The sequence below is a fragment of the Cupriavidus sp. genome (genome assembly GCF_057315035.1).
Genome location: NZ_DBHKYV010000025.1, coordinates 66,342 through 85,111, shown reverse-complemented (window position 1 = coordinate 85,111; position 18,770 = coordinate 66,342). Strand labels below are relative to the sequence as shown.

The following is an 18,770-nucleotide window of genomic DNA, read 5'->3' as shown; positions in this document are numbered from 1 at the left end:
CGGACGCTTCCAATGAAATTCTGCTCGAACTGCGGCCATGCGGTAGTACTGCGCGTGCCAGAAGGCGATAACCGCCCGCGCAGCGTGTGCGATGGCTGCGGCACCATTCACTACGTCAATCCGCGCAATGTTGTCGGCACGATTCCTGTCTGGGAAGACAAGATCCTGATCTGCAAGCGCGCGATCGAACCCCGCTACGGGTTCTGGACGCTGCCTGCCGGCTTCATGGAAATCGGCGAGACCACTGCCCAGGCAGCTTCGCGCGAAACGCTTGAAGAAGCTGGCGCACGCGTGGAGGTTGGCGAACTGTTCTCGATGTTGAACGTTCCGCATGTGCATCAGGTGCATCTGTTCTACCTTGCGCAGCTCAAGGACCTCGACATTGCACCCGGTGAGGAGAGCCTGGAAGTCAAGCTCGTGGACGAAGCCGACATACCGTGGGACGACCTGGCCTTCCCGACCGTGATCCATACGCTGCGCTGCTTCTTTGCGGACCGAGCCGCGGGCCGCATCGCCGACGCCAGCTTCCGCCTGCATACGCTCGACATCGACAAGCCGATGCGGCCGCTGACGAGCCGCGCCACGGTTACTCCCTGACGGCGACGCGTCCGCGCGCCGCCAAACTTGCCCCATGATTACCTGGCTCGACCCGCAGGATCCGTTTCCGCCGGTCGAGCGCGCGCTTGGCCAGGCCAGCGACGCACCCGGACTGCTCGCAGCCAGCCGTGACCTCACGCCACAGCGCCTGCTGCTGGCCTACCGCCAGGGCATCTTCCCTTGGTATTCGGAAGGTCAGCCAGTCCTGTGGTGGAGCACCGACCCTCGCATGGTGCTGGCGCCACAGTCACTGAAGATATCCCTATCGTTTCGCAAGACATTGCGGCGCGTGCTGCGCGACCCCGACTGGGAAATCCGCGTCGACTACGACTTCGAGGCGGTCATGCGCGCCTGCGCAATGACGCCACGCGACGGCCAGCTAGGCACGTGGATTACGGACGATATCGTCGCGGCATACAGCGCATTGCATCGTAACGGCCTCGCGCATTCGGTCGAGACCTGGTATCGCGGCCAGCGCGTGGGTGGCCTCTACGGCGTGGCGTTGGGGCGCATGTTCTACGGTGAATCGATGTTCGCCCATCGCACCGATGCCTCGAAGATCGCACTGGCGGCGCTGTGCGGCTTCCTGGAGTCTCATGGCGTTACGATGATCGACTGCCAGCAGGAAACCGACCATCTGGCTTCGCTGGGTGCCGAAGCGATCCCGCGCGCCGATTTCGTCGCCCATGTGCGGACTGCGGCATCACAACCCACCATCGATCCCTGGCGCTTCGACAAGTCCGCACTGGCACGCTGGGCCCAGTCGAACCAACTCGACTAAATGCGTCACCGATCGGCCCCTCGCGGGCCAGCAGCGCCGTTGCCGGCGCGATCTTCAAACCGTTCCATGCGGTGCTCAAAGCGATCCATGCGTTTGTCCAGTTGGTCCATACGCTTGTCCAGTTGGTCCATGCGCTTGTCCATTTGGTCCATACGGACGCCGAGCCCATCGATCTTCATGGTCAGGACCTTTTCCACCTCGTCGATCCTTGAGGTCAGCCGTTTGTCCATCTCCCCCATTGCCGCAGCCAGCGGCGCGACCTCCGCCTTGACGATGTCGCTGAACGCCTTGTGCTGGTGATCAAGGATCAGGAACAGTGCCGCAAGCAGAGCCACACCCACGCTGGCAACGGAAGCCATGTCCGCATAGCGGCGCAACCGGTTGCGATCCCGGTCCGGCGAGTGCGTCTTGCCTTCCTGCTGATAGCCGGTGTCACCGGCATAAGCGAGCGCCCCCATGGCGGCCGGGGAAGCAGTGGAAGCCAGCGAAGCCATTTTTTTCTCCTTGAGTGTCAGATGCCACACATCGTAGGCACCGCGCCACCCCATGGCTATGCGATGAATCTGAAAAAGGGCGCAGACGCGCTCCGATTGCGTCTGATAGACTGCCACTCAGGCCCGACATGCAGGCGCCCGACGCGCCCGCCCCCATCGACGTCATGAGCAAGCTGAAGGAACTTCCGCTATCGGCGCTGCAGTTTTATGCGACAGCGCCATACGCTTGCAGCTATCTGGAAGGCCGCATGGCCCGCTCGCAGGTAGCCACGCCGGCGCACCTGATCAATGCCGACGTCTATTCGCGGCTGGTGCGGGCCGGTTTCCGCCGCAGTGGCATTTTTACCTATCGCCCCTATTGCGACGAATGCCGCGCGTGCACGCCGTGCCGCGTGCTGGTGGACCAGTTCAAGCCCGACCGCGGCCAGCGCCGCGCGTGGCGACAGCACCAGGGCCTGCAGGCGTTGGTGGCGCCGCTGACCTATGTCGAGGAACACTACGCGCTCTATCTGCTTTACCAGTCGATGCGGCATGCCGGCGGCGGCATGGACCAGGACAGCCGCGACCAGTACGAGCAGTTCCTGTTGCAAAGCCGCGTCAACTCGCGGCTGGTTGAGTTCCGCGAGCCGCCCGGGTCGCCCGAGGCCGGCCGCCTGCGCATGGTCAGCATGATCGATGTGCTCGACGATGGCCTGTCATCGGTCTACACGTTCTATGACCCGGTGATTGCCGGTGCCAGCTACGGTACCTACAACATCCTCTGGCAGATCAACCAGACCCGCGAACTGGGCCTGCCGCACCTGTACCTGGGCTACTGGATTGCCGACAGCCGCAAGATGGCCTACAAGGCGCGCTTCCAGCCGCTGCAGGTGCTGACCGGCAACCAGTGGCACGCGTTCGAGGACCTCGCCGCGGCATCCGGGCCGCAGCCGCAGGCCCAACCGGGCCCCGCCCAGGAATAGCCGGTTTTTGGGTCCGGGCAGGTCCCGAGCGGCTACAATGCCGCCCTGGTTCCGACTTCCGCCGGCATCGCCGCGCCCCACCCGTGCTCAACGCGCTCTACCCCCTGTTCCGCCCCGCCCTGTTTTCGATGGATGCGGAGGACGCCCACCATTTCACGCTCAATAACCTGATGCGCGCGCAGCGCATGGGCCTGGCCGGCTGCATCGGCAACAGCATCGCCGCCGACCCGCGCACCGTGATGGGCCTGCGCTTTCCCAATCCCGTGGGCCTGGCCGCCGGCCTCGACAAGGACGGCGCCTATATCGACGGCCTGGCCGCGTTTGGCTTCGGCTTTATCGAAGTGGGCACGGTGACGCCACGCGCCCAGCCGGGCAACCCGCGCCCACGCATGTTCCGCCTGCCGCAAGCCGATGCGCTGATCAATCGCATGGGGTTCAACAATGGCGGCGTCGATGCCTTTGTCCGCAATGTGCAGGCATCGCGCTGGAAGGCCGAGGGCGGTGTACTGGGGCTGAACATCGGCAAGAACGCCGATACCCCGATCGAACGCGCCGCCGACGACTACCTGTATTGCCTTGAACGCGTCTATCCACACGCCAGCTACGTAACGGTGAACATTTCGTCGCCGAACACCAAGAACCTGCGCCAGTTGCAGGGCGCAAGCGAGCTGGACAGCCTGCTTTCCACGCTCAAGGCCGCGCAGCAGCGCCTGGCCGACCAGCACAAGCGCTACGTGCCCGTCACGCTGAAAATCGCCCCCGATCTCGACGACGACCAGATCCGCAATATCGGTGATGCGCTGGTGCGTCATCAGATCGATGGCGTAATCGCCACCAACACGACGATTGAGCGCGGTGCGGTCAAGGGCCTGCCGCATGCTGAGGAAGCCGGCGGTTTGTCCGGGCGTCCGGTATTCGAGGCATCGACGCGCGTGGTACGCGAATTGCGCAAGGTGATTGGCGATGCGCTGCCGATCATCGGCGTGGGCGGCATCTTCGACGGCGCGGGTGCGCGCGCCAAGATCGACGCGGGCGCACAGCTCGTGCAGGTGTACAGCGGCCTGATCTATCGTGGCCCCACGCTGGTGCGCGACTGCGCCGCCGCACTGCGCGGGTAATCCCGTCCGCGTCAGAGGGGCAGCGTCAGCCTGGCCTCGAGCCCGCCTTCGACGCGGTTTTCCAGCTTGAGATCGCCGCGGATCGCGAGCGCGAGCCTGCGTGCAATGGCCAGGCCCAACCCGCTGCCCGGCGCGTGCCCCGCGGTTTCCGGTGATCGATACCAGGGCAGGAAGACCGACTCCATTTGCGCGGGGGCAATGCCCGGCCCCGAATCCACGATCGCCAGGTTCAGGCGCCCTGCTTCGTTGCGTACCAGCAAGCGCACATCGCTGCCATAGCGCAGCGCGTTGTCGATCAGGTTGACCAGAATCCGGCGCAACGCATGCGGGCAGGTAACCAGCGAATGGCCGATGTGCCCTTCCAGCCCGACCGTGCGTCCGGCATCGCGATAGTTCGCCACCAGCGTCTCGAGCAGGCCGTCAGCATCGACATGGCGGAACGGCTGGGCGGCACTGCCTTGCATCCGGGCGCAAGCCAGGCTTGCCTCGGCAAGTTCGCGCATCTCATCGAGATCGCGCTCCATCGCGTTGCGAAGCGTTTCATCCTCGACCAGTTCGCAGCGCAGGATCATGCGCGTCATCGGGGTACGGAGATCGTGGGCGTAGGACGCCTGCACGGCCAGCAGTTCGGCTTCCCGCTCCAAGCACCCGCGCCGCGCGCCGTTGATCGACTGGATCAGCCGCACGACGCTTGCCGGCCCCTGCGCCGGCAGGAACCGGGCCGCACCCTCCGATGGCAGCGCTTCGATCGTCGATGCCAGCGCCGCGATTGCCGCGCGTACGGCCACGATATGTGCCATGCATAGCGCGGCGACGATCGCGAGTCCGGCAGCGCACGCCAGCACGCCATAGACGACGACTTCGGCGAACAGCGGCATATGGGCCAGCAGGTCATGAAGAGCCAGCCACCCGCAGACCACCAGCGACGCCAGCAGAACCATCGATGCCCTGATACGGAAGCGACCATACTGCGCCAGGGCGTCGCCACACAGGCTCTTGATGCGCGTTACAGCCGCTCCCGGTTGCGAAGCGGACGCCGGGGATGGTGGCGAGGAAGATCGCGAGGAGGGGCCGTGCGTTGCTGCCGGGTGCATGGGCATGGTCATTGTCATTCTCCGTTCACCGCCTCAGCAGGCGGCCCGGACGTATGACACCATGGTTCAGGTCAACGCACCATCAGACACGGGGTCGCCTACCCTATACGAAGATTTACTCCGCGCTCACTGCATGCCCGGCGCGGGATCCAGTACCTGCATCATGCGGACCAGTTCGGCCACCGAGCGCGCGTTCATCTTGCGCATCGCCTGTCCGCGATGAATCTTCGCGGTAATCTCGGCCACGCCCATCTCGGCGGCAATCTGCTTGTTCATGAGTCCGGCCGCCACATGATGCAGCACCTCGCGCTCGCGGGCAGTCAGGGACTCCCAGCAATGGCGTAATGCGCCCGTGGCCTGCTCGGCCTCGAGACGCTTCGCATCGCGATCAAGCGCGGCCATCACCGCCTCGATCATGTCCTGGTCGCGGAACGGCTTGGTCAGGAAATCGATGGCACCAGCCTTCATCGCCTTGACAGTCATTGCAATGTCGCCGTGGCCCGTCATGAAGACGATGGGGATATGCGGCTGCCCGCGATCCACCAGCGATTTCTGGAACGTCAGCCCACTTTGCCCGCGCAGCCTGACATCGAGCACCAGGCAGGAGGGACCTGGCGCCCTGGGCGCCGCAAGAAAGTCCTCGACCGATGCGAACGATTCGACCTTGAGATCGATCGAGCGCAGCAGGCCCGTCAGCGCGCCGCGCACCAGGTCATCGTCATCCACCACATGGACGGTTCTCTGGTCGGATGGCCGCGCCGTCGAGGACGTGGAAGAACGGTTGGAATCAGGCATGGTGCAATCGGTAATACAGGGTCATTCGATGGAGGATAACGCGACGACAAGGTAGCAGATGCCATCGCGGAGATTCCGCGTGCCATACGCAGATAGGGGCCGGCATATACGAAAGGATAGGCACCTCAGTGGGTCAGGCACGCAAGCGTGAATGACGCACGCGTTCCACCTTGCGCGCGCGGCAACAACGCCAGCGTGCCATCATGGGCCGCCACGATCGACTGGGAAATGGCCAGCCCCATGCCCATGCCGGTTTCCTTGGTCGTGAACAGCGGCTCCAGCAGGCGGTCGGCAATTGCGGGATCGATGCCGCAACCGCTGTCTTCCACGGTCACGCGCACGAGTCCGCCCGCTTCCACACCGCAGGCAAGCAGCAGGGATCGTTGCGACGACTCGACGTCCGACATCGATTCGGCACCATTGGTGAGCAGGTTGATGACGACCTGCTGCAACTGGATACGATCGCCGTGCACGTAGATACTGGCTTCGAGCCCCCGGGTTTCGAGCGCCACACCCAGCCGTGAAAGCTGGCCGGCCACCAGTGTCGCGGCCTCGCGTAGCGCATCGCCCAGATCGACGCTGGTGAACTGCGGCTCCGCCCTCTGCGAACGCGCCCGCAGCCCCTGGATGATGCTCTTGGCCCGGGTGGCACTGCGGCTGATATGGGCCAGCATGTCCCGTGCCTCACCGATCTCGGGGGGCGTGCGCCCAAGCCAGCGCAGGGCGGCGCTGGCTGATGTGTCGACCGCCGCGATCGGCTGCCCTACCTCGTGGACGATCGACGCCACCAACTCACCCATTGCCTTGAGCCGGCTTGCACGATCGAGCGCACCCAGCGCCGCGCGCAGTTGCTCCTCGGCCGCCGCACGCTTGTGGTTCTGCTCCACGAGGTCTTCATAGAGCCTGGCATTTTCCAGCGCGAATGCAGCCTGCGACGCGATCACCTCCAGCACGGCTGCCTTGGTGGGCGTGAATACCTGCGTGGCAAGGCTGTTTTCCAGATACAGCACGCCGACCAGCTTTGCATAGCGCATCAACGGCACGCATAGCACCGAGCGCGGGCGCTTGCGCAGCATGTAGGTGTCCTGTGCAAACGCCGCCGATTCGCGCGCATCGCCAAGCACGATGCCCGCCTGCGTGCGTGCCACGGCATGCACGAGCGACACCGGCAGCACCTCGCCGTCGAGCGGACGATCCTCCTGCTCGATCGCGATATTGCCGTCCTCGACGGCGGCCACGGCTGGAACATGCCATTTGCCGTCGCGCAACAGCACCAGCGCACCTTGCGCGGCGCCGGCGCTTTCCAGCGCGGTACGCAACAGCGTCTCGACCAGGCGCGCGGGCACGATGTCGCTGGCCAGGGCATTCGAGATCCGCAGCACCGCCTGGACATCAAGTTCCTGCAGGCGGCTGACGGCCGGCCCGATCTCGTCGGTGTCGAAGACAGCCGGATACCTGGCCTGCAGTTGCCGCGCCTTGGCCGAAGCGCCCCACCGCTGCCACGCACCACGTGCGTGACGCAGGTAACCCTGTGCCGGCACGTCGTTGCCCCGCTCATCATGAAAGTATCCGGCGCGCTCGGCAGCCAACGCTTCCACCTGTGTGAAACCATGGCGCCGCGCATGCGAGACCGCACGTGCATAAGCCTCGCCGGCCTCCAGCGCGCTGCCTTCCACGCGCGCCAGTTCGGCACGCACCAGCGCCAGGCGGCCGGTAAAATTCTCGGGGCACGCTTCGGCCCAGGCCTCGAGCTGCTTCAGGTTCTGCTCCAGCGCCACACGTTGTTCCGCATCGCGCGCCGGCAATGCCAGCAGTGCCAGCGCGCCATAGAATGCGAGGTCCCCGGTTTCCGCAAACGACCGCGCAAAGCTCGCGCACGCCTCGGCCCGCTGGCGTGCTTCCAGCGCCGTCGGCAAGTCGCCGTACAGCAGTGCGGCCTGCAGCCGATAGACCCAGAACGCGAAGTCCACCAGCGTGGTAGGCGCGCCTGGCGCCGGCATTGGCGCCGGGGCTTCGTGCGGGTCGGGTGCGCCATCCTGCAATTGCGCCAGCAACTGCCATTGCGCCAGCAGTGCGTCGACGACCAGCTGGAAATTGGCGTCGCGCGCCAGAGCCAGTCCGCGCGCGACGGTTGCGCGCACCTCATCGAGGAAGTCACCGGCGAACAGCATGCCGGTAGCTTCATTACGACTGCAATAGATGGCAAAGGTATGGTCGCCGGCTTCGATCGTGATATCGAGCGCGCGGCGAATGAAATCGCGCGCGGCCCTGGCAGGCAATGCCCAAGGCACCACCAGCGTTCCATAGGTCATGTACACGCGGCCACGGTAACGCCCCAATCCACGTTCATCGACAAGATGCAGCGCCAGTTCTCCGAACGCCTTGGCACTCGCATAGTCGCCGTATCGAACCCCGAAGATCTGGTTCATGCAGACACAGACATCGGCCGAGGCATCCGAGTAGCCATGCGCGATGGCCAGGTTGATGGCACGCAGCAGGATCATGTCGACCAGATGCTGATTCGTGTACAGCGCGGGCGGTATCAGGTCGGCAAAGATATCTGCGATGGCTCGCCACAATGGGTCCTGGGCAACCGGCAGATCGCGCAGTCCGGTCATGCCATGGTGATCCATCGATTCACGCAACCTTGCATACTCGCGATCGATATCGGCATCGTCGGGCGCGGCCGGCATGGCGATGCCGGCCTTGGCCAGGAATGCCAGCCCGACGTCGAGCGCCAGATCGAAACGACCCAGCGTCGTGTACAAGGCTGAGCGCAAGCGCGTGAGGTCCGCGCCGAAGATCCCGTCGCCAGCCACACCTTGCAGCGCTGCCAGCCGCGACTCGGCGGTATCTAGGTCGCCGGTCATGAACTCGGCTTCGCCGCACAGCATGCGCGTAGCCAGGCCATCGGGGCTGATGCTGGCATCCCCGAGGAAACGCAAGGCCGCGCGGAAAAATCCCAACGCGGAATGGTGCGCGGTCGCGGCCTTGGCCTCGCGGCCTGCCGCCAGGTTCAACCGTGCGAATTGCTCGCGCTCCACCTGATCGACAACTGCCGGAAACGCCAGGTTGCATTGCATCGCCAGCGCAAACACGTCGCGTGCGGCACGGTCAAGGGTCAGCAGGCGCCGCGCGATGGCAAGGTGAAGCTGTGGCCGCCCGGACTCGGGCGTTGCTGCATAGACGGTTTCGCGAATCCGGTCATGCCGGAATGTCCAGTTGTCGCCATCGCACTGGATGCTTCCCGCGTCGGATGCGGCCCGCAGACATTCCCGCAGTTGCGTCTCGCTCATATCCGCTGCATGCGCCAGCAATGCCGTGGAGGCGGAATCCCCCAGGCAGGCGAGGATTCGTAATGCATGCTGCGTATCCGCAGGCAACTGGCCAAGTTCGTGCGTGAGCAAACCCGTCATATCGTCCGCACCGCGGTGCGCTGCAATGCGTTCGATACTCCAGCGCCACAACGCAGCTTCCTCGTCGTACGCCAGCAGTCCATCGTCGGCGAGCATGCGGATCAGTTGCTGGATATGGAACGGATTGCGTCCGGTCTTGCGGCCGACGACTTCGGCCAGCCCGTCGAGCAGGCCCGCATCCTGGTGCAGCACTCGCGCCATCCAGTGGCGCAAGGCACCTTCGTCGAGCGGCCCGAGGTCCAGGCGCAATGCCGTTGCCACATCGGCCAGCCCGGGGAGGTGCAATGGATGATCTGCATCGATCTCCGTTGGCCGGTATGCGCCAAGTACCAGAATGGCCGCATCGGTATGGTCGCGCAACAGGCGCTCCAGCACCTGCAACGAACCCACGTCGGCCCACTGCAGGTCGTCGAGCACCATCACCAGCGGCCGCGCCGGCGTCGCAAAGCATCCGATCAGGCGGGCCATGGCCACCAGCACGCGTTCGCGTTCAAGCGCAGGCGATGCATCGGGTGCCTCGGGCGCACCCGGCTGCGTGCCGAGAATCGTGGCGAGCGCCGGCAGGAATGCCGCCAGCGTTCGCGAGACCGCAACGGTCGCCGCACTGATCCGGTCCCGCCAGGCAGCGAATTCGTGCTCGGGGCATCCCAGCACGAATTGCAGCAGGCTACCCAGCACTGGCATCAGCGCCGCATAGGGAACCCCCTGGCGCGCCGCTTCGCTCTTGCCCAGGGCAACCAGCGTGCCCCCGTCCGCCTGCATGCGCGCCACGGCCGTACGTAGCAGCGAGGACTTGCCGATGCCTGAATGGCCCGCGACCCATGCGACACGGCACTGGCCGGTCGTGGCGACCTGTCGATACAGCGCCAGCAGCGCGGCCGTTTCATGGTCGCGCCCGAACACCCGATCCGTGCGCCGCAAGCTCTGCATGGCCGCACTGGCATCGACGGCAAACGATGGGATATGGCCATGCAGCCGATACAGCGCATGGCATCGATGCAGATCGGCCAGCAGGTCCGCGGCACCTGCGTAGCGGTGCTCGGGCGACTTCTCCAGCAGGCGCATCACCATCTGTGAAACCGGCTCGGGCACGCCCTCGGCAATCTCGCCCGGGCGCCGCGGCCGATGGGTCGCGTGCGCATGCACGCGTGCCGCGGTATCGGCAGCATCGAACGGAGGACGGCCCACAAGCCGCTCATAGAAGATGCAGCCCAGCGAATACAGGTCGGCCCGCTGGTCCACCGGCACGTTCATGCGCGCCGCGAGTTCCGGCGCCATGTAGACAATGCTGGCATCGTCCCACTCGATACTGTCGACACCGGCATCCGCAGCCGTACCACCATCGTGGCCGGTCCGTGCCGCAAAACCAAACCCTGTCAGGTACGCCTTGCCGTGGTCATCGACCAGGAAGCGGGTCGGACTCAGCGCGCGATGGATCACGCCCGCCGCATGCATGGCCGTCACCGCAGTGGTCAGCCCGATCGCCAGCGACAGAAAGCTCTCCACCCCTTCGCGCAACGTATCGCCAACGGGAATCGGCTGGCCGCCCGGGTCCGCAAGCACCAGCAGTGCGCCGTTGCCATGCGGCAGCAATGCCTGCGGCACCGCGGACCAACTGCCTTCGAGGCAACCGCGCAGCGCGTACTCGCGTTGCAACGCCGACAGCGCAGCGGGCGACGAACTGCCGCGGCCTGCAATCAGGACTGGTGGCGCATCGTTGGTCCAGGCACGCTCGAGGCGTGGCGTACCGGCGTGCAGATCGATGAAACTTCGCGTTGATATGCCGGCTTCATTCATAGGAACTGGCGGACTCCCTGTACAGATCCGCCGCCATGCCGCATGCGCATCGGATCATTTCCCTTTGTCGTTCCCCGCCGATGCGACGGGCATTGCTATTGTTTTGGGCTCCAGGAATGCCTCCAGTCCGGCAGCGCCGAACTCCCGTCCGATGCCCGACTGCTTGACGCCCCCGAAGGGCGCCAGCATATCAGGATCGATGCGGTTGATGAGCACCGTTCCGACCTGCAGACTGTCCGCGATATTGCGCGCGCGCTGTGGTTGCGCCGAGAAGATGTAGCCGTGCAGGCCATAGATCGAATCGTTCGCAATTGCGATCGCCTCCTGCTCGCTGTCGTAGGCCAATATCGACAGCACCGGGCCGAAGATTTCCTCGCGCGCGATATCCATATCGTTGCGCACGTTGGCAAGTACCGTGGGCCGGACAAACCAGCCCCTGGCAATGCCGTCTGGCCGGCCTTCGCCACCGGCAACCAGTTCCGCGCCCTGCTCGCGGCCGCGCCGGATGTAGTGCTGCACGCGTTCGAACTGGCCCTGGCTCGCCAACGGGCCAAGCGTGGTGGCGGGATCGCGGGGGTCGCCGACCACCATGCCGGCGACGATGGCCCGCACCTGCTTCACAACCTCGGCCATGCGCGCCCGCGGCACCAGCAGACGGGAACCCGCCACGCACGCCTGGCCGTTGTTCATGAATGCGGCATTGACCGCCAATGGCAGCGCACTGGCGAGATCGGCATCGTCCAGCACAATGGCGGCGGACTTTCCCGAAAGCGCGAGGCTGACGCGCTTCATCGTTTCAAGGGCTGCGCGCGCAATCGTCTTGCCCGTCTGCGTCGACCCTGTGAACGAGATCCTGGCAATGCCGGCGCTGGTACTGATCTCATCGCCGACATCGGTGCCGCGTCCCAGCACGACATTGAAGACCCCTGACGGCAAGCCGGCTTCATGCAACGCTTCGCAGAGGACCTGGGTCTGGATCGGGCTCAGTTCGCTGGGCTTGATGACCGAGGCACATCCGGCGGCAAGCGCCGACGCGAGCTTGCTGCAAACCGTGCCGGCCGTGCTGTTCCATGGCGCGATCAGTGCGGCCACACCGACCGGTTCCATCACCACGCTGGCGCCACCCGCGGCACGCTCCAGCGGATAGTCCTGCAGTATCTGCGCCGCATTTTCAAAGCACTGCGATGCATAGCGGCTGACCCATTGGGCCCGTGCCTGCGGTGCCCCATATTCGTCGATGGTGACTTCCCGGATCCGGTCCGTGTGCTTGAGCACCGCGGACTGCAGGCGCCGGAGCATGTCGATACGCTCCGCCTTGCCGGTATGACGCAGCATCGACTGCGCGCGATTGGCGGCGGCAATCGCGCGCTTCGCGTCCTCGCGGTTACCCAGCGTCACGGTACCGATGACTTCTTCCGTCGCCGGATTGGCAACCTCCACGGTTTCCGAACCCTGCACGGTCACGAATTCGCCACCGATATAGGCACTGTTCAGTCTTTGCATGCTGTTTCCCATTCCATTCCGTTCTGTTCCGTTCTGTTCCGTCCCTCGCGCGCTATCGCCCCGCGTGACTATCCAGGGCACGCACGATCCAGGCTTCGAGCTCCGCGGCGTCGATCGGTTTTTCCACCAGATGCATGGCCGAACTGGCTTGCACGAGCCTCAGCAGCCTGGGCGACGCATAGGCCGTGATAAACAGTGTCGGCAAGCGGATGCCCGCGTTTTCAAGCCGCTCCAGCAACGCGATTCCATCGATCACGGGCATCTGCACATCGCAGATCAGACAGCGCGTGCGGCACAACGCATCCGACTCCAGAAAGGCAATTGCCGACGCGAACGCGTGCGCCTCCCATCCGAATGAACGGACCAGGCTCGCGGTGGAGGCCCGGATGGAGGGATCGTCGTCGACAATCGAAACGAGTTCAGGAGTAGGTGGTGACAACGGCGTTCTCGCTCAGGATCGGTGCAACACGTAGACACGGGTCCACGCGTTGCCGTTTGCCCCAACATACAGCCTGCCTCTGCTTTGGCGCCATCATATGTCCGTATATCCGCGTCGGGAGAAACCCCGGTACGTTGCAGCCCTTGCAGCCAATGTAGAAGGCTCGCGTATCGCGCCCGTAGCAACGGGACAGCATTTCTGTCATCCGACGTATCGGCGCCAAGTCCAGATACAGGTACATACAAGGCTCGTCGCTTTTGTATCGGCATGTGTCGCCACGGTGCACCGATTCATGTCGATACACGGCCGGCGATTGCACGACATACGCGCTATACACGGCCACGCATCAATGGGAGTTCGATCAACGGTCCTGAGGAATGACCATGAAACCCATGCACGCCGCCGTATTTGGCCTGGCCACCGCCGCCACGCTGTTCGCAGTCGCTTCCGTCGCCGCTGACAAGCCATCGGCCAGGGAGAATGCATCGCCGATCTATGGCGTGACGATCCCTGACGGCTATCGCAAATGGGAACTGGTGGGACCGGCGCTCGAAGGTGCCCCGCTCAACGAACTACGTACCGTGGTCGGCAACCAGATCGCGATCGATGCCTACAAGCGCGGCCAGCTGCCGTTCCCCGATGGCGCGGTGCTGGTGAAGCTGGCCTGGAAGTACACCCAGTCGCCGGATTTCGAGCCCGCGCTGGTGCCGGCGCAGGCCACCACGGTGCAGGTAATGGTCAAGGACTCGAAGAAATACGCGGCGTCGGGCGGTTGGGGTTACGGGCGCTTTATCAACGGCAAGCCCGCGGACGAAGCGCAGCACCAGACCTGTTTCGCCTGCCATGCGTCGCGGGTGAAGGATCGCGACTATGTGTTTACCCGCCTTGCGCCATGACGCAATTTGTACTCCGGGCCCGTGCTCACCGATGAGCGCAATCACGCCGAATTCGGCTTTTTGACGCAATAATTTGCGGCACGCCTCCGCTCTTACGGTGTTTTTCAGCAGGATATGCCGCTATGCAGCACTAAAAGCGAGCCACCCACACCCCGAAAATGGTATGCTCGCAGGCTTCGCGCCGTCGTATCCGATGCGGCCACGCGCGCGCCTGCACCTGCCGCCGGGCGCACGACATCCGCATCAGGACCGCCGGGTTGCGCCGCAGTACGCTCCCGCGTCTGCGGCCGCCCGCCAGGACGGCTGTCGTACCATTTGCGGCTGAATGACTGAAAGCACCGATCCTTCGGGGGAGAACAACTACATGCTGCGTCTCAAGGCATCCACTACCCAGACCATCCTCGGCAGCGCGATTGCGCTGGCCCTGCTCTACGGCGGCGCCGCGCAGGCCCAGACCGCAACCGTGAAGGTCCTGTCGATCGTGGATCACCCTGCACTCGACGCTATCCGCGACGGCGTGCGCGACGAACTGAAGACGGCCGGCTACGACGCCGACAAGAACCTGAAGTGGGAATACCAGAGCGCCCAGGGCAACCCGGGCACGGCGGCACAGATCGCCCGCAAGTTCGTGGGCGACCAGCCGAGCGCCATCGTGGCCATCGCCACGCCGTCGGCCCAGGCCGTGGTGGCCGCCACCAAGACCGTGCCCGTGGTGTACTCGGGCGTGACCGATCCGGTCGCCGCACAACTGGTGAAGAGCTGGAGCGCGACGGGCACCAATGTGACCGGCGTGTCGGACAAGCTGCCGCTGGACAAGCAGGTGTCGCTGATCAAGCGCGTGGTGCCCAAGGCCAAGACCGTCGGCATGGTCTACAACCCCGGTGAAGCCAACTCGGTGGTGGTGGTCAAGGAACTGAAGGACCTGCTGGCCAAGCAGGGCATGTCGCTCAAGGAAGCCGCCGCCCCGCGTACCGTGGACATCGGCCCGGCCGCCAAGAGCCTGATCGGCAAGGTCGACGTGATCTACACGAACACCGACAACAACGTGGTGTCGGCCTACGAATCGCTGGTCAAGGTCGCCAACGAATCGAAGATCCCGCTGGTGGCCGCCGACACCGACAGCGTCAAGCGTGGCGCCGTTGCCGCGCTGGGCATCAACTACGGTGACCTCGGTCACCAGACCGGCAAGGTCGTGGTGCGTATCCTGAAGGGCGAGAAGCCCGGCGCGATCGCCTCGCAGACTTCCGACAACCTTGAACTGTTCGTGAACACGGGCGCCGCCGAGAAGCAAGGCGTGGCGCTGTCGCCGGACCTGATCAAGGAAGCCAAGACCGTTATCAAGTAATACCCTCCGGTTCCGCGCACCCTACCCTGCGGTGCGCGGACGGAAGCGCCCCCGATGGCCCTATCCGGGCCGGCCGGATGGCCTGCAAAGGATTTTCCCAATGTCCCTCTTTTCCCTGCTGGGCGCCCTGGAGATCGGCCTGATCTTCAGCCTTGTGGCGCTCGGGGTGCTGATCTCGTTCCGCATCCTCAACTTCCCCGACCTGACTGTCGATGGCAGCTTCCCGCTGGGTGGCGCGGTCGCGGCCACGCTGATCGCCGCCGGCCAGGACCCGTTCGTGGCCACGCTGGTGGCGATCGTGGCCGGTGCGATGGCTGGCTTCGTCACGGGCTGGCTCAATGTACGGCTCAAGATCATGGACCTGCTGGCCAGTATCCTGATGATGATCGCGCTGTACTCGGTCAACCTGCGCATCATGGGCCGTCCTAACGTGCCGCTGATCACCGAACCGACCATCTTCACGATCCTGCAACCGGAATGGATGCCGGACTACGTGCTGCGCCCCGTGCTGCTGTTGGTGGTGGTCGTGGTGGCCAAGCTGGCACTGGACTGGTTCTTCTCGTCGCAACTTGGCCTGGCCATGCGTGCGACCGGCGCAAACCCGCGCATGGCACGCTCCCAGGGCGTACCCACCGGCCGCGCCACGCTGGCCGGCATGGCGCTCTCCAACGCACTCGTGGCCCTGGCCGGCGCGCTGTTCGCGCAAACGCAGGGCGGTTCCGATATCTCGATGGGTATCGGCACGATCGTGATCGGCCTGGCCGCCGTGATCATCGGCGAAACCATCATTCCGGCGCGCCGCCTCGTGTATGTGACGCTGGCCGTGGTGATTGGCGCGATCCTCTATCGCTTCTTCATCGCACTGGCGTTGAACTCCGAGTTCATCGGCCTCAAGGCGCAGGACCTGAACCTCGTGACCGCGGCGCTCGTGACGCTGGCGCTGGTGTTGCCGGCCACGCGCAAGAAGCTGTTCGCCCGCAAGAACGGAGGTGCCTGAGATGTTGCGCGCTGAAAACCTGAAGCTGACCTTCAATCCGGGCACGCCGATCGAGAACCGCGCACTGCGCGGCCTGAGCCTCGAGATCCCGGCCGGCCAGTTCGTGGCCGTGATCGGCTCGAATGGCGCGGGCAAGTCGACCTTCCTCAACGCCGTCAGCGGCGACACGATGGTCGACAGTGGCCGCATCATGATCGACGACACCGATGTCACGCGCCAGCCTGCCTGGGACCGCGCTCATCTGGTGGCCCGCGTCTTCCAGGACCCGATGGCGGGCACCTGCGAAGCGTTGACGATCGAGGAAAACATGGCACTGGCGATGGCGCGCGGCTCGCGTCGCGGCTTCCGCCCGGCGCTGAACAAGCCGTCGCGCGACCTGTTCCGCGACAAGCTGCGCCTGTTGAACCTCGGGCTGGAAAACCGCCTGACCGACCGCATCGGCCTGCTGTCGGGCGGCCAGCGCCAGGCAGTGAGCCTGCTGATGGCCTCGCTGCAGCCGTCGCGCATCCTGCTGCTCGACGAGCATACGGCTGCACTGGATCCGAAAACGGCAGCATTCGTGCTGGAGCTGACCGCACGCATCGTCGAGGAAAGCCAGCTGACGACGATGATGGTCACGCACTCGATGCGCCAGGCGCTGGACTATGGCCAGCGCACCGTGATGCTGCATCAGGGACAGGTAGTGCTCGACGTTTCGGGCGACCAGCGCAAGGGGCTCGATGTACCCGACCTGCTCAAGATGTTCGAGCAGACGCGGCACGAGCAACTCGACGACGATGCGTTGCTGCTGAGCTGAGTTACGGTACTGGTGTGCTCCCCTCTCCCGCCAGGCGGGAGAGGGGATCTTCCCTCAGCAGTTCAAACGGTCCCGGCCTTGTCCAGCCACTTCTTCAGCTGGTCGGTAATCGCCGTGCTCGAAAACGAGCAGCTGTCCTGCGCGAATGATGCCGACATCTCCATGCGGCGCAGCAACTCTTCCATTGCCTGACCAAAGACTGGTGGCAACGTCAGCGACGATGCCATGGTGCGCCATTGCGCGATCAGATCGCTAACCGGCAGATTGCCGGCCAGGTGTGCTTCCAGTGTCTGGCGCATGGTTGCCAGCGTTGCCTGATTGGCGCTCATGAACGCGCCCTCCTTTCCTTGTAGAGCTCGCGGAACGTGCGGCCGCTCGGGGCCGGCATGTCGCGTGTTTCGGTCCAGCCCTTGCCGGCCATCGGCAGGCTCGCAATCAGCTTGCTGTGCCCGCCCATGCGCGACAGGATACGTGCGCCAACGCGCGTCATGAACGCATACAGGCCTGGGCGACGCGCTACGTAGCCCCACGCCTGCAATGCCAGACGCTCCTGCCACGGCCGCAGATGACGCTCCATCTGCTTTTCACGCAGCTTGCGCAGCAGGTCGGACAGCGGGATCGACGCGGGACATACCCGGTTGCATTCGCCGCACAGCGTGGCCGCCTGCGGCAGGTCCACGGCGTTGGCCAGACCGACATAGCTCGGCGTCAGCACACTGCCCATCGGACCAGGATAGACCCACCCATAGGCGTGTCCGCCAATCTTCTGGTACACCGGGCAGTGGTTCATGCACGCGCCGCAGCGGATACAGCGCAGCATCTCCTGGAATTCGCCGCCGATCAGACCACTGCGGCCGCCGTCGACCAGTACGAAGTACATGTGCTCGGGGCCATCGCGTTCGCCTTCGGCGCGCGGCCCGGTCAGCAGCGAAAAATAGTTCGAGATGGCCTGTCCCGTCGCCGAACGCGGCAGCAGTCGCATCACGGTGGCCAGGTCTTCCAGCGTTGGGAGCACCTTCTCGATACCGGTTACGGCCACATGCACACGCGGCATGATCGTGCACATGCCCTCGTTGCCTTCGTTGGTGACCACGGCAACCGAACCGGTTTCGGCAATGATGAAGTTGCCTCCGGTCACGCCCATGTCGGCGGACAGGAATTCCGGGCGCAACACCTCGCGCGCCTCGCGCGTCATCTCGGGAATATCGGTCAGGCGCGGCTTGTTGTGGACCTTGGCAAACAGGTCCGCAATCTCGTCCTTGTCCTTGTGGATGACCGGCGCAATGATGTGCGAGGGAGGCTCGGCGTCATTGATCTGCAGGATGTACTCGCCGAGATAGGTCTCGATGCTCTGCACGCCCATCTCGCCCAGCACCTGGTTCAGGCGCATTTCCTCGGTCACCATCGACTTGCTCTTGATGACCTTCCTGACGCCATGCTTCTGGGCAATCTCGGCCACCAGCCTTGCCGCATCGGCCGTGCTTTCGGCAAATAGCACCGTGGCGCCGCGCCTGGTGGCGTTCTCCTCGAACGTGGCCAGCCAGACGTCGAGGTTTTCAAGCGCGCGGTTGCGGCGCTCCTTCAGCGCGGCGCGCGTGGCATCGAAGTCGATGTCGCGGATCGCATCAGCGCGTGCGGTCACAAACTTCGTGGACAGTTTCTTCAGGTTCTGTTGCAGGCGCTGATCGGCCAGTTTCTGACCGGCACGCGCCTTGAATTCCATGCTGTGCACTTGCATCG

Annotated in this window: 16 protein-coding genes; 8 read left to right on the top strand and 8 right to left on the bottom strand. The window is 64.6% G+C overall.

The annotated features are described in order from the left end of the window. Positions 1 to 12 precede the first annotated feature (12 nt). Both ACO550_RS25440 and aat read left to right on the top strand, forming a co-directional pair. On the top strand, positions 13 to 597 hold the full coding sequence (locus tag ACO550_RS25440) for a zinc ribbon domain-containing protein (protein ID WP_315597790.1): 585 nt from the start codon (positions 13 to 15) through the stop codon (positions 595 to 597). 34 nt (positions 598 to 631) lie between these two features. Continuing rightward, positions 632 to 1,378: a leucyl/phenylalanyl-tRNA--protein transferase gene (gene aat, locus ACO550_RS25435; protein ID WP_485994998.1), complete on the top strand. Its 747-nt coding sequence runs from the start codon at positions 632 to 634 to the stop codon at positions 1,376 to 1,378. A gap of 5 nt (positions 1,379 to 1,383) precedes the next feature. On the opposite strand, the gene ACO550_RS25430 is transcribed toward aat, so the two are convergent. Beyond that, positions 1,384 to 1,872 carry a hypothetical protein gene (locus ACO550_RS25430; protein ID WP_315596749.1) on the bottom strand — a complete coding sequence of 163 codons (489 nt, stop codon included), beginning with the start codon at positions 1,870 to 1,872 and terminating at the stop codon, positions 1,384 to 1,386. A gap of 164 nt (positions 1,873 to 2,036) precedes the next feature. On the opposite strand from ACO550_RS25430, the gene ACO550_RS25425 reads away from it, so the two are divergent. Together ACO550_RS25425 and ACO550_RS25420 are read left to right on the top strand one after the other, a co-directional pair. Next, positions 2,037 to 2,834, top strand: a complete 798-nt coding sequence (locus tag ACO550_RS25425; RefSeq protein WP_315596748.1) for an arginyltransferase — start codon at positions 2,037 to 2,039, stop codon at positions 2,832 to 2,834. 83 nt (positions 2,835 to 2,917) lie between these two features. After that, positions 2,918 to 3,952, top strand: a complete 1,035-nt coding sequence (locus tag ACO550_RS25420; RefSeq protein ID WP_315596747.1) for a quinone-dependent dihydroorotate dehydrogenase — start codon at positions 2,918 to 2,920, stop codon at positions 3,950 to 3,952. An 11-nt stretch (positions 3,953 to 3,963) separates the two neighbouring features. Here the strand turns inward: ACO550_RS25420 and ACO550_RS25415 are convergent, their stop codons facing one another. The 5 genes from ACO550_RS25415 to ACO550_RS25395 form a co-directional block, all read right to left on the bottom strand. Next, positions 3,964 to 5,058: a sensor histidine kinase gene (locus tag ACO550_RS25415; protein ID WP_315596746.1), complete on the bottom strand. Its 1,095-nt coding sequence runs from the start codon at positions 5,056 to 5,058 to the stop codon at positions 3,964 to 3,966. Positions 5,059 to 5,172: 114 nt separating this feature from the next. Further along, on the bottom strand, positions 5,173 to 5,841 hold the full coding sequence (locus tag ACO550_RS25410) for a response regulator transcription factor (protein WP_315596745.1): 669 nt from the start codon (positions 5,839 to 5,841) through the stop codon (positions 5,173 to 5,175). 125 nt (positions 5,842 to 5,966) lie between these two features. Further along, a complete protein-coding gene (locus tag ACO550_RS25405; protein WP_315596744.1) occupies positions 5,967 to 11,054 on the bottom strand; it encodes a trifunctional serine/threonine-protein kinase/ATP-binding protein/sensor histidine kinase in 5,088 nt (1,695 codons plus the stop codon). Positions 11,055 to 11,108: 54 nt separating this feature from the next. Continuing rightward, positions 11,109 to 12,557, bottom strand: a complete 1,449-nt coding sequence (locus tag ACO550_RS25400; protein ID WP_315596743.1) for an aldehyde dehydrogenase family protein — start codon at positions 12,555 to 12,557, stop codon at positions 11,109 to 11,111. A 52-nt stretch (positions 12,558 to 12,609) separates the two neighbouring features. Beyond that, entirely contained in the window at positions 12,610 to 12,996 is a 387-nt protein-coding gene (locus ACO550_RS25395) for a response regulator transcription factor (protein ID WP_315596742.1), read from the bottom strand. Positions 12,997 to 13,379: 383 nt separating this feature from the next. Between ACO550_RS25395 and ACO550_RS25390 the strand changes: the two genes are divergently transcribed. From ACO550_RS25390 to ACO550_RS25375, 4 genes are all read left to right on the top strand, one after another. Next, the gene (locus ACO550_RS25390) at positions 13,380 to 13,892 is read left to right on the top strand and encodes a cytochrome P460 family protein (protein WP_315596741.1); all 513 of its coding nucleotides are present in this window, start codon (positions 13,380 to 13,382) and stop codon (positions 13,890 to 13,892) included. A gap of 364 nt (positions 13,893 to 14,256) precedes the next feature. After that, complete coding sequence (locus ACO550_RS25385) at positions 14,257 to 15,237, top strand: ABC transporter substrate binding protein (protein WP_315596752.1); 981 nt, start codon at positions 14,257 to 14,259, stop codon at positions 15,235 to 15,237. Between the two features lie 100 nt (positions 15,238 to 15,337). After that, positions 15,338 to 16,234 carry an ABC transporter permease gene (locus tag ACO550_RS25380; RefSeq protein ID WP_315596740.1) on the top strand — a complete coding sequence of 299 codons (897 nt, stop codon included), beginning with the start codon at positions 15,338 to 15,340 and terminating at the stop codon, positions 16,232 to 16,234. Position 16,235: 1 nt separating this feature from the next. After that, positions 16,236 to 17,030 carry an ATP-binding cassette domain-containing protein gene (locus ACO550_RS25375; RefSeq protein ID WP_315596739.1) on the top strand — a complete coding sequence of 265 codons (795 nt, stop codon included), beginning with the start codon at positions 16,236 to 16,238 and terminating at the stop codon, positions 17,028 to 17,030. 62 nt (positions 17,031 to 17,092) lie between these two features. Here ACO550_RS25375 and ACO550_RS25370 read toward each other — a convergent pair whose 3' ends face one another. Further along, complete coding sequence (locus ACO550_RS25370; RefSeq protein ID WP_315596738.1) at positions 17,093 to 17,359, bottom strand: hypothetical protein; 267 nt, start codon at positions 17,357 to 17,359, stop codon at positions 17,093 to 17,095. Further along, positions 17,356 to 18,768, bottom strand: a complete 1,413-nt coding sequence (locus ACO550_RS25365; RefSeq protein WP_485994997.1) for a LutB/LldF family L-lactate oxidation iron-sulfur protein — start codon at positions 18,766 to 18,768, stop codon at positions 17,356 to 17,358. Before ACO550_RS25365 ends, ACO550_RS25370 begins: the two co-directional genes overlap by 4 nt. Between the last annotated feature and the right edge of the window lie 2 nt (positions 18,769 to 18,770).